Consider the following 11,474-nt stretch of genomic DNA (forward strand, 5'->3'; position numbering starts at 1 on the left):
ACAGACACGCCGCACGCCGTGGCGGCGCCCTATGTGCTGCTGGTCGAAGACGATCTGCCTTCACGCGAAGCGATGGGTGAGCTGCTCGAATCGTTCGGACTACAATACACTTCAGTCGCCAGCGCGGAAGAAGCCCTCAAGCTTGCGTCGACGCGACGTTACGATATCCTGTTGAGCGACATCAGCTTGCCGGGACTGTCTGGCGACGCGCTTGCGCGAGCTCTGCGAAGCACGCAACCGGACCTGCGGATTCTGCTGATGTCGGGCTATGGCGAAAGTGCTGAAATCGGCCAGGCGATACCCAGCGCACGCCTGCTCGCGAAACCGGTCGATATCGAAGCTCTGCGCCGAGAACTGGCAGCGTCCGCCCCACACATCGAACCAGCAGCATAGGCCGCCCGCTCTACTGCATGGCGAAACGAACCGAAGCGAGACGAACTAAATCCAAACGAAGCAAACCCAAGCGACAGTATGGCGACCATGAACATCCAATGCGGCACCGCCGGCTGGACCGACAAAACGCTGATCGCCTGCAAGCGTTTCTATCCGCGCGGCTCCAGCACGGCCGAAGCGCGGCTGCGTTTCTACGCGAGCCAGTTTCCTCTCGTTGAAGTCGACTCTGCATACTACGGGATGCCGTCGGCGTCCAATTCGCAGCTATGGTCCCAGCGCACACCCGACGGTTTCACCTTCAACTTCAAGGCGTTCCGTATCTTCACGGGGCATCAGACCTCGCCCGACGTGCTGCCGAAGGACATCGCGATGGCCTTGAGCGCGTCCGCCTCAAGCACGCGCAAGAAAAATCTCTACTACCGCGATTTACCGCCGGAGATTCGTGACGAGTTGTGGCGGCGCTATCTCGAAGCGCTCGAACCGTTACGGCAAACACAACGGCTCGGCGCGGTACTGTTCCAGTTCGCGCCGTGGATCACGAGCGCGCCACAGGACATCGCCCACGTCGACGAATGCGCGTCACGCATGGCCGGTTATACGATGGCGGTCGAGTTTCGCAACCAGTCGTGGCTGGACGAAAGCCACGCGCCCAACACGCTCGCGTTTCTGCGCGAGCGTGCCCTGGTGCACGTGATCGTCGATGCGCCCCCCGATGTGACAAACCGCGTGCATACCGTGTGGGAAGTCACGAATCCGCAACTCGCGATGGTGCGTATGCATGGCCGCAACACGGAGAGCTGGAGCCCCGGCGCCGGCGCGTCGGCATCGGACCGTTTCAACTACGACTACAACGAGGCCGAGCTCGGCGAGTTGGCCGCTTCGATTCGGGCGATTTCAACGCGCGCCGCAAAAACCCACGTGATCTTCAATAACTGCTTCGAGGATCAAGGGCAGCGCAACGCGCTGACCATGACCACGATACTCGTTGATACATAGAAAGATTTCGCAAGGCGCGCGCGTACCCAGCACCGTACTAACCTCAAGGCTCTTTCACCCTGCCACCTATAAAGTTTTTGCATCCAGCGGCCGATAACGACAATAAGACCGGACTCCTCATCCGGACGTCAAATCTGCTGGAGTCCCCTCCCCGTCATGTTTTCCCGACTCTCGATCAAACTCCGTATCTGGGCGACGGTGGGATGCCTTGTGGTGCTTTTGCTGCTCCTCGGCCTGGTGGGCCAGTTCAGCACCGGATCCGGCCAGACCGCCTTGCGTGAGACCTACTCGGTGCAACTCGCCTCCGCGGTGGCGATGGGGGACAGCAAATACAGCCTCGCCATTGCCCGCGTGACCATGGACCGTGCGATCCTGCACCCCGAATCGCCCGACCTGCCGACGCTGATCGGCAAAACGCACGGCTATCTCAACACCTCGAAGCAGGCGCTCGCCCGCTACCTTGCCCAGCCGCACGATGCCGACGAGCAACGCCTCGCCAATGTCGTCTCGGGTAATTTCGACAAGCTGCTCAACGAAGCGATCGAACCGGCGTTGCAGGCTCTGCAGCATGGCGATTCGAAGACGGCCGACACGATCGTGATGACGACGATGCCGGTCCTCTCGCTCGCGCTGACCAAAAGCACCGATCAGTTGAACGCTTACCTGCTCAAACGCGGCGCCGATAACTACGACGGCTTTCAGCAGACGCTCAAAACCATGAGCATGGTGTCGGCCGCGCTGATGCTGCTGGGCATCGCGATCGCCGCACTGTGCGCGATGGGCTTGCAAAAGGCGATTTCGCGACCGCTCGCCAACGCATTGCGCGCCTGTTCGGCAATCTCGAAGGGGGACCTTACCGATCCGATTGAAGCGGGCGGACTCGATGAGATGGGCAAACTGATTAGCGCACTCTCGGCGATGCGCGACGGCCTGTCAGGCACCGTCTCGTCGGTGCGTGACGGCAGCGCGACCATGGCGACCGCCACCCAGGAAATCGCAGCCGGCAACGCGGACCTGTCGCGGCGCACCGAGTCGCAAGCCGCGGCACTCCAGCAGACCGCCGCCAGCATGGAGCAACTCACGGCAACCGTGCGGCAGAACAACGCCAACGCGAGCCATGCGAGCCAGCTCGCGAAAGAGGCCTCCGAGATTGCCGCAAACGGCGGCGGAGTGATGGACCGCGTAGTGGGCACGATGGCCGATATCAACGAACAGTCGGAAAAGATGTCGGCGATCATCGGCGCCATCGAAGGCATTGCCTTCCAGACCAACATCCTTGCCTTGAACGCCGCAGTCGAAGCCGCGCGCGCCGGAGAAGAGGGCCGGGGCTTTGCCGTGGTCGCGGGCGAAGTGCGCACCTTGGCGCAACGTTCGGCTGCGTCCGCCAAGGAGATCAAGGGATTGATCCAGACTGCGGCGACGCGAGTCGGCGATGGTACAGGCCTGGTCCAGAGCGCAGGCACCACGATGGCGCAGATCGTGGAATCGATCCGCCGTGTCAGCGAGATCATGACCGAAGTCGCGGCGGCATCCGGCGAGCAGAGCGACGGCATCGAACAGGTGAACCGGGCAGTCGCGCAAATGGACGAGGTCACGCAGCAGAATGCGGCACTCGTGGAGCAGACGACGGCCGCGGCGCTGTCGCTCGACGAACAGGCGAAGGCATTGCAACTCGCGGTATCGCGGTTCAGGCTCTAACGGAAATCTGCAGCGCCCACGGCGCTCCCCGCCCAGGCGCTCGCCGGGGCCATGTAGAATCGCTGGAAGGACAAGGCGTCTGGCAACCCGGGCCGCCTTGTCCACCGGAAGCAAAACTAAAGCTCCAGCGACCGCGTTTCTGCCCGACCTCCCCTTCCGGGGCTACGTCAGCCCTGCCAGTCGCGTCCGCTAAAAACCTTCAACGCCCAGATCGATGCCGAATCAAACCCTGCTCCAACTTCTCAACGCGCGCGTACAGGATGCCCTCGCGGCAGCAGGCTGCGCGGATGCCAGCGCCAACGTCCAGCCTGCCGGCCGTCCCGAGCATGGGGACTATCAGGCGAACGGGATCATGGCGGCAGCGAAATCGCGCAAACTCAATCCGCGCCAGTTAGCCCAGGCGGTAGTGGAACACCTTGATGTCGAAGGCATTGTCAGCCATGTCGAGATTGCGGGACCCGGCTTTATCAACATGACGGTCGCGCCGGACTATCTGGCGCGCTGGGTGACGCAAGCGCTAAACGACGACGGTGGTCTCGCGGTGCCGCGCGTGGCCGGGGACGCTGTGCAATGTGTCGTGATCGACTACTCGTCGCCGAATCTCGCCAAGGAAATGCACGTGGGCCATCTGCGCTCAACCGTGATTGGCGACGCGTTGGCGCGGGTTTTACGTTTCGTTGGCCACAAGGTAGTCGCGCAGAATCACGTCGGCGATTGGGGCACGCAGTTCGGCATGCTGACGGCATCCATGGATGAAGCCGGCGCGAACGACGCTTCGAACGTCGCCCTTGCCGATCTCGAAGTGTTCTATCGGAATGCGAAGAAACGCTTCGACGAAGATCCGGCATTCGCAAATCGGGCACGCGACTACGTGGTCAAACTGCAAGGCGGCGATCCGCGCGTACTTGAACTATGGAAGCGCTTTCTCGACGTGTCGATGAATCATTGCGAAGAGATTTATCGTCAGTTGAACGTGGGCCTGACACGCGCCGATGTGCACGGCGAAAGTGCCTATAACGACGACCTGCCGGTAGTCGTCGCCGACCTCCAGGCAAAGGGCCTCGCCGCCACGAGCGACGGCGCTCAGGTGGTCTTTCTCAGCGAATTCAGCGGCAAGGACGGCGAGCCCGCGGCCTATATCGTGCAAAAACAGGACGGCGGCTACCTCTACTCCACGACCGATCTCGCCGCGACCCGCTATCGCGTCGGCACGCTAAAAGCGGACCGGGCGCTCTACGTGGTCGATGCCCGGCAGAAACTGCATTTCCAGCAGGTGTTTTCCGTGGCGCGCCGGGCCGGTTACGTACCGCCCGAAGTCCAACTGGAGCACGTCGGATTCGGCGTGGTACTCGGCGACGACGGCAAGCCGTTCAAAACGCGCAGCGGCGACACGGTCAAACTCGCGGAACTGCTGGCGGAAGCTACGCAACGGGCCTTCAATCTGGTCAGCGAAAAAAGTCCCGAATTGCCGGAAGCCGACCGGCGTGCGATTGCGCAGGTCGTCGGCATTGGCGCCATCAAGTACTTCGACCTGGCCAGGAACCGCAGCACGGATTACGTTTTCGATTGGTCCAGCATGCTGTCCTTCGAAGGCAATACCGCGCCGTACCTTCAATATGCCTACACGCGCATACAGAGCGTGTTGCGCCGCGCGGATGCACGGGACGTCGACGCCACCGTGCATCTCGTGGAACCAGCCGAGCGGCAACTTGCCCTGCAACTGGCGCGCTTTTCCGACGCCGTACTGGCCGTGGCGCAAGACGCGTTGCCGAATTATCTGTGCGCCTACCTGTACGACCTGGCTGCAGTCCTGATGCGCTTTTACGAAGCGTGCCCGGTGCTCAGCGCAACCGGCGAGACACGAACCAGCCGTCTGCAGTTATGCCGTTTGACTGCCGACACACTGCGCACGGGCCTCGGGCTGCTCGGGATCGATGTGCTCGAGGCGATGTAAAAAAGCCAGCTTGTGGAACGACCGGCCATAGGCATACGCAGACAGCGGGCTAAAACGGCCCGCACAATTACAAACCGTAATTTCTCAGATCGAGTGATCGAGCGCTGCTCAGGCGTTGGCGTGCGCCGCACGCTCGACGGAGCTTCAGAACGGCTAAGTCGCGGTTCAGGCGTAAGCGCCCCTGACCCGCTAAAGGCATTCATCTGGCGTCTGCCGGCAAATCGGCCAGGATTAGACGAAGCCCTCTACACAGTCCGGGCGGCCATGCAGATCGGCGCAGCGAGCAAATCGGCGAGAAAACAACAAGATTTATTTGTATCAAACTAATTTTGACTAGGCGATTGTGTCTTGGTAGTGTTTTGCAACCGTTCGTAAGACATGTGTCAACACACCTCGCCGACCGGTAAAAATGGCTTCGGCAACACGTTGCGAATGCAAGCAACGGGCCCGCTTCGAGTTCTCAACAAGTGAGATGTGAAACGCATTAACCAGCCATCATGTAAAGCATTTAGTAAGGAATGCATAAGGTTAATGTGTGCTTGATTTATAGATTAGAGTGTCGGCAGCACGAAATCAGAGGAGCTGACCGACGCCCGCCTGGCAAGAAAAAACGCTGCGCAATCCGACAATAGAACATTAGTACTACTAAATATAAAGTAGCCTCCCCCGCCGGTTTGGCCGTGCCTCGTGCGTGGCAAGTCGTGGTGCGTGATGACGCACGTGGGGTGGCTTGTGACGGAATACGGCGAATCTTTGCCGTGCAGAGGGTGGAGAGGTCCAAAAGGCCTCTCTTCGCACAACAGCGTCTGGCCTTACTGACAAGTGTGAGGGGAATGATGAAACAAAGGGCATTAGCAATCGCCATTAGAAGAATAATCTGGGCTGAGCTGGCATTCTCAGCCGCGATCGCCGTTCCGGCGTTTGCGCAAAGCCAGCCGCCTGCAACGGGGGCAACACCCGCAACACCTATAACAACGGCACAAAACGGTGCAACGCCGGGCACGACACCAACGCCAGCGCCGGCACCCAGCAGCACATCAGGCGCCACCGGCACAGGTAGCGGCCAGGTGAAGCAACTGCAAACTTTCCAGGTGACCGGCTCGCTGATCCGCAGTTCGGACAAGGTCGGTTTCAACCAGGTCCAGACGGTTACCCAGAAAGACATCCAGGACAGCGGGGCGACGACCGTCTCCGACTTCCTGCGACAAACATCGGCGAACTCGGCCGATAGCTGGAGCGAAGGCCAGACCTCGAATTTCGCTGCGGGCGCTGCCGGTATTGCCCTGCGCGGTCTCAGCGAAAAATACACCCTCGTCCTGCTCGACGGCCAGCGTGTCGCGCCGTTTGCATTCTTTTCGAACAGCGTCGATTCTTTCTTCGACCTGAACTCGCTCCCGCTGAACGACATCGACCGGATCGAAATCGTGAAGACCGGTGCCGTTTCCCAATACGGTTCGGATGCCGTCGCCGGCGTGGTCAACATCATTACGAAGCACGACTTTCAGGGCCTGCAACTGGACGGCAGCCTGGGCACCTCAGTGAGCAACAGCGCGGGCAATGGTACGTACAAGTTTGGCGTGCTAGCCGGCTTCGGCGATCTGAATTCGGACCGCTTCAACGTCACCGTAGCGGCGAGCGCCTACAAGGACAACGGCTCCACGCTGGCCGACCGTGACTCGACGCGCAACCAGGACTTCACCGGTCAGCCGGGCGGCTTTTCGTTGCTCGCGCCGTCATACTGGACTCTGCCCGACGGCAGCGCGCAGGCTGCGGGCGGATGTCTCGGCGGCGGCACGACGCATCCGGCATCCACCAACTCGCTGACCGCGGGATCGGCAGGTACGGTCTGCAGTTTCAACACTGCGAACGACACGTCCATCGCGCCGATGATGGAGCGTTACAACGCCAAGATTCACGCTGACTTCAAGATCAACGACACCACGACGGCGTACGCGGACTTGCTGGAAAGCTACAACACGACCACTCAGAACGATGGTGTGCCGGTTGTCGGCAATCCGCAGGCCCCAACGCTGATCTGGAATCCGACGACGAAGTTGCTCACGCCGTTCAACTTCACGGTGCCGGCGAGCAACCCCTACAACCCGTTTGGAGTGGACACGCCGCTTACGTATGCTTTCCCGAGGGCGGTAGCGGAAACAACGGATGCCAACTATTACCGCGCGTCGACAGGCATCAAGGGTTCGTTCAGCCTGCCGTACGGCGACTGGGACTGGGCGACGTCGATCAGCCATTCGCAAAGCACGGTGTCGAACACGTACAGCAACCAGTTGAACGCGAGCGCGCTGGCCAACATTTACCAGAACGGCGTGTTCAACTTTGGGAATCCGGCGTCAACGCCGAACGGACTGAACGGTCTGTTCCAGAACGCGAACAACCTCGGTATCTCGAAGCTCGATACGGTTGATGCGACGATTTCGACGCCGAACCTGTTCCATTTGCCCGCGGGTGACGTGGGTGTGGGTTTCGGTGCGCAGTTTACGCACCAGAGCGAAACCCTCACGCCGGGTTACGAGTACGAGCAGGGCATCGTCACCAGTCCGGACCTCCAGACGGTGGATGGCCAGCGTAACGTGGCGGCCGTGTACTACCAGATCGACATTCCGATCGTGAAGAACCTGACGTTCAGCCAGTCGGGACGTTACGACCACTACAGCGATGTCGGCGGCGCGTTCTCGCCACGCTTTGCCTTGCGTTATCAGCCGGTGCAGGCACTGACGATGTATACGTCGTATAGCCGCGGCTTCCGTGCACCGACCTTCGTTGAGAACAGCGCGTCGCAAACGCTGGGTCTTCAGGTGAATCAGGCGACCGGGCAGAACTACACCTCGATTACAGAGGGCAACCCGAATCTGGCTCCCGAGCATACGAAGAATCTCAACATCGGCTTCGAACTGTCGCCAACGCGTACGACCGACGTTGGCCTCGACTGGTACAAGATTCGCGTCGACAACGTGATCGGCCAGGGCGCGCCTTCGCAGGTTGTCAACGACGCCAATGGCAACCTCCTTTACGAGGTCATCCCCTACCAGAACCTGGGCTACCTCGACACGAATGGCTTCGAAGGCACGCTGCGTCAGGCGCTGCCGACGAAGGTCGGTACGTTCACCCTCGCGGCGGACTGGGCTTACGTGAACAGCTTCAAGCTCGGCACCCCGGGTCAGGCGCCGATCAACGGTGCAGGCAACAACTACACCATCACGCAACCGTTCGGTGGCAGCTTCCCGCGCTGGAAGGGCAACACCTCGATCGACTGGAATTACCAGAAGTGGGACGCACAGTTGACGTGGGAGTTTACGGGCCCGTACGCGCAGAATCTCTTGCCGGCTCCCGCGCCAGGCAAGGTGGGTTCGTATAGCCAGTTCAACCTGATGGTGCAGTACACGGGCTTCAAGCACTGGACGCTCTACGGCGGCGTCGACAACATCTTCAACCGCACGCCTCCGTACGATCCGATCTTTGCGAACGGTACGCTGGATCAGAGCGGTTACGACACGTCGATTTATAACTACCTTGGCGTCTTCGCGCAGATCGGCGCGACGTACAAATTCTAAGGACGTAGTACGACTAGCAGTGGTTCTTCACACCGCTCCGGCTCTCCTTCCTGGAACCGGAGCGGTCATTTCCACAAACGGAGAGACGGCTTTCCAGAGCCGCACCTCGCCCACCTCACATCGCATCGCCTTAAATCACCGCGCGGTATCAGCAGGACACCTGATCTCTTTTGAGGTTACCCACGTAGTCGCTCAGATTTCGTCCGCAAATTCGTCGAGAAAGCGCTGCAGACGTTCATGACGAAGCTGCGCCAAACGTGCACCCGTCTGCGTCTGAAAACCCGATGCCAGTTTGAGCAGCTTCGCGCGGAAATGATCGAGCGCGAATCTTCGGTCATCCAGAGGCCGCTCCGATGCATGCGGATCGGCCGGGTCATACAGCGCACTGCCCATGCGGCCGGCGACGTAAAAGCATCGCGCCACGCCGAGCATGCCGATTGCATCGAGGCGATCGGCGTCTTGCAGCGTCTTCGCCTCTAACGTCTGCGGCGCCACACCCGCTGAAAAACTGTGTGCGGCAACGGCATGCGCGACGGCCTTAACTTTCGCGGGCGGCCATTCAAGCGCAAGCAGCACATGTGCGGCCTTTTCGGCGGACAGACGCGACGCCTGACTGCGCAGCGGCGAGTCTTTCTCGGTGGGGACGCAGTCGTGCAGAAGCGTCGCGGCGAACAGCACGTACGCATCGCCCCCTTCCTTCGCCTGAATCGCCGCCGCATTTTTCCACACACGCTGCAAATGCGAGGTGTCATGCGAACCGTCGCCGCCCGTATCGCCCGCGTGCGGCAGCAAGGTGTTGGCCAGATCGTGGAAGGGCGAAAATGCGGGATTCGTCATGAGGATGATGGCTGTCGTCGGTTGAGCAAGCAAGCGATTATCGCCTGGGGCAGCCTGACCCCCAGACTATTCAGTTCGCCTCCACCATCAAGCGTAGCGCTGCATCGCGGATCTCCAGTACCTCGAAGATCCCTAAAGCCCGCAGCGCCGGCAGCGCGTCGACGATATCGCGCTCTGCATCCTCGCGTCCTTGCGCAGACGAACTACGGTCGGTCCAGATTCTCGCGTTGGCGAGAAACGCACCCACAGTCCCCTTGCGCACGACGACGCCATTGATATCAGCCTGATTCACATGGTCGGGTAACAGGTCTTCTGCTTTCATCTCTAACTTCCCTTATTGGGTGATGGTTAAGCGGCCCAGCGGATGGGCCATGAAGCGGCCCACCCGGCCATGCCGCCGGAAAGATTCCACTGTAGATGGACGAGTGCGGCACGTCTCCGGTATAAAGGCCATTCAATACGTCGTTCCAGCCATGTCAGATCCTTTGATTTCCGTGCGCGAGGCGGACTCCGCCACCGGGCCTTTCCTTATCGCTGTCGAACGCAGCGGCGCGGATGCGCGCATCACGCCCACGCATCAGCATGCCCGCGGCCAGCTGCTTGGCGCGTTGCGCGGCCTGTTGTCGGTCGGCGTTGCTAACCAGCAGTGGGTCGTGCCGGCCGTGCATGCGGTCTGGATTCCACCGCATCGGACGCATTCGCTGCGCTCGCACGGCGCGTATTCGGGCTGGAGCGTCTATATCGACGAAGCGGCTTGCGCGGCGCTGCCCGCCGAGCCCTGCACGATCAGGATGTCCGCGTTGCTGCGGGAAGCCGTCAAGCGTGCGGCGAGCTGGCGCACGGCGGTGCTCGATACGGCGCAGCTACGCGTGGCCGGTGTGATCGTCGACGAAATCCAGAGCCTGCCGCGCGAACGTCTGGGCTTGCCGATGCCCCTCGACAGCCGCTTGCAGCGCATCGCCCATGCGCTCGCCGAGGACCTCGCGGACAAACGCCGGTTGGAACAGTGGGCCGAGTGGGCCGCCATGTCGCCGCGTACCTTGAGCCGCCGCTTTGTCGACGAGACTGGCTTCAGCTTTGCCGAATGGCGGCAACAAGCACGCCTCTTGCGCGCACTCGAAATGCTGGCCGCGCAGACGCCGGTCACGAGCGTGGCGCTCGAGCTCGGCTACGACAACGTGAGCGCTTTCATTGCGATGTTCAAGCGCGCCATGGGCACCACGCCGAGCCGCTATTTCCATTCAAACGACGGAAATTCCGCGCGAACGCCCTCTTCTGCAGGCAGCGAAGACGAAGACGCCACATAGCGCTCGCGATTGCCGTTGGCCTGGCACCGGAAGACTGGCTCAACTACAGGCTTCTCCACTGTGGGCGCAGTCAAAGTGCAGGCGTGCGTGTTGAAAGGTATGATGGTTCCCCGCGCGCCCTGCCCCACTGGCAGCGCGCGACCCGCGGTAGCGGCGGAGATTGGCCGGCGTCGCAACCGCGCGCACGAAGTACGTGCCCGAAACCGAATCTAACCACGGAGTGAACGATATGGCTTTGCACAAGGCAGTTTTGGTAGCAGTGGCACTCGCAGCATGTATCGACGCGCACGCACAGGTCGCCGGCACTCAGCCTCTGAGCGTCACGGTCGAGCAATCGCAGGCGCTTCTGCAAGGCTGGAGCGTGAAGAAGAGCGTGCTGGGCAAATCGGTCTATAACGACCAGAACGAAAAAATCGGCTCGGTCAAAGATCTGATCGTGGCACCGGACGGCTCTGTTTCGGCGGCCATCCTCGCAGCAGGCGGTTTCCTCGGCGTCGCCACGCATGACGTCGCGGTACCCATCGCCGCGCTCGACATTCGCGGCGGCAATCTGTATCTGCCGGGTGCCACCAAGGATGCCCTGAAGGCAACGCCTGAATTCCAGTACGCGAAGGTGCAATCGCCGCCCAAGCCGAAGAAGGTTCAGGCGCAGTGAAGCCACAGTAACCTGCAGTGATCTGTTCTCAGCAGTCCTGAGCTGAGGTTGTTGGGGGGGGG

Annotated in this window: 9 protein-coding genes; 7 read left to right on the forward strand and 2 right to left on the reverse strand. The window is 61.0% G+C overall.

The features are described 5' to 3' along the window. From M0954_RS28775 to M0954_RS28795, 5 genes are all read left to right on the forward strand, one after another. On the forward strand, positions 1-393 hold a 393-nt coding region (locus M0954_RS28775; RefSeq protein ID WP_297356884.1), incomplete at its 5' end, for a response regulator. Between the two features lie 87 nt (positions 394-480). Further along, a complete protein-coding gene (locus tag M0954_RS28780; RefSeq protein WP_297356886.1) occupies positions 481-1,389 on the forward strand; it encodes a DUF72 domain-containing protein in 909 nt (302 codons plus the stop codon). Between the two features lie 156 nt (positions 1,390-1,545). Beyond that, positions 1,546-3,087: a methyl-accepting chemotaxis protein gene (locus tag M0954_RS28785; RefSeq protein WP_123388400.1), complete on the forward strand. Its 1,542-nt coding sequence runs from the start codon at positions 1,546-1,548 to the stop codon at positions 3,085-3,087. A gap of 214 nt (positions 3,088-3,301) precedes the next feature. Next, entirely contained in the window at positions 3,302-5,041 is a 1,740-nt protein-coding gene (gene argS / locus M0954_RS28790) for an arginine--tRNA ligase (protein WP_123388399.1), read from the forward strand. A gap of 836 nt (positions 5,042-5,877) precedes the next feature. Further along, the gene (locus tag M0954_RS28795) at positions 5,878-8,613 is read left to right on the forward strand and encodes a TonB-dependent receptor (protein ID WP_123388398.1); all 2,736 of its coding nucleotides are present in this window, start codon (positions 5,878-5,880) and stop codon (positions 8,611-8,613) included. A 192-nt stretch (positions 8,614-8,805) separates the two neighbouring features. Here the strand turns inward: M0954_RS28795 and M0954_RS28800 are convergent, their stop codons facing one another. Further along, complete coding sequence (locus M0954_RS28800) at positions 8,806-9,450, reverse strand: HD domain-containing protein (RefSeq protein ID WP_297356889.1); 645 nt, start codon at positions 9,448-9,450, stop codon at positions 8,806-8,808. A 70-nt stretch (positions 9,451-9,520) separates the two neighbouring features. Continuing rightward, positions 9,521-9,772 carry a hypothetical protein gene (locus M0954_RS28805; protein ID WP_123388397.1) on the reverse strand — a complete coding sequence of 84 codons (252 nt, stop codon included), beginning with the start codon at positions 9,770-9,772 and terminating at the stop codon, positions 9,521-9,523. 151 nt (positions 9,773-9,923) lie between these two features. Between M0954_RS28805 and M0954_RS28810 the strand changes: the two genes are divergently transcribed. Together M0954_RS28810 and M0954_RS28815 are read left to right on the forward strand one after the other, a co-directional pair. Then, positions 9,924-10,757 carry a helix-turn-helix domain-containing protein gene (locus M0954_RS28810; RefSeq protein ID WP_123388396.1) on the forward strand — a complete coding sequence of 278 codons (834 nt, stop codon included), beginning with the start codon at positions 9,924-9,926 and terminating at the stop codon, positions 10,755-10,757. 229 nt (positions 10,758-10,986) lie between these two features. Next, positions 10,987-11,412 carry a PRC-barrel domain-containing protein gene (locus M0954_RS28815; RefSeq protein ID WP_122156285.1) on the forward strand — a complete coding sequence of 142 codons (426 nt, stop codon included), beginning with the start codon at positions 10,987-10,989 and terminating at the stop codon, positions 11,410-11,412. Positions 11,413-11,474: the final 62 nt, after the last annotated feature.

Origin of the sequence: Paraburkholderia sp. (assembly GCF_026225065.1) — a bacterium.
GTDB lineage: Bacteria > Pseudomonadota > Gammaproteobacteria > Burkholderiales > Burkholderiaceae > Paraburkholderia.

Bases quoted from the DNA above. Each gene is read 5' to 3' on its own strand.
- M0954_RS28795 (WP_123388398.1), top strand. From the start codon at position 5,878: ATGAAACAAAGGGCATTAGCAATCGCCATTAGAAGAATAATCTGGGCT.
- M0954_RS28815 (WP_122156285.1), top strand. From the start codon at position 10,987: ATGGCTTTGCACAAGGCAGTTTTGGTAGCAGTGGCACTCGCAGCATGT.
- M0954_RS28810 (WP_123388396.1), top strand. From the start codon at position 9,924: ATGTCAGATCCTTTGATTTCCGTGCGCGAGGCGGACTCCGCCACCGGG.
- M0954_RS28805 (WP_123388397.1), bottom strand. From the start codon at position 9,772: ATGAAAGCAGAAGACCTGTTACCCGACCATGTGAATCAGGCTGATATC.
- M0954_RS28800 (WP_297356889.1), bottom strand. From the start codon at position 9,450: ATGACGAATCCCGCATTTTCGCCCTTCCACGATCTGGCCAACACCTTG.
- M0954_RS28780 (WP_297356886.1), top strand. From the start codon at position 481: ATGAACATCCAATGCGGCACCGCCGGCTGGACCGACAAAACGCTGATC.
- M0954_RS28785 (WP_123388400.1), top strand. From the start codon at position 1,546: ATGTTTTCCCGACTCTCGATCAAACTCCGTATCTGGGCGACGGTGGGA.
- argS (WP_123388399.1), top strand. From the start codon at position 3,302: ATGCCGAATCAAACCCTGCTCCAACTTCTCAACGCGCGCGTACAGGAT.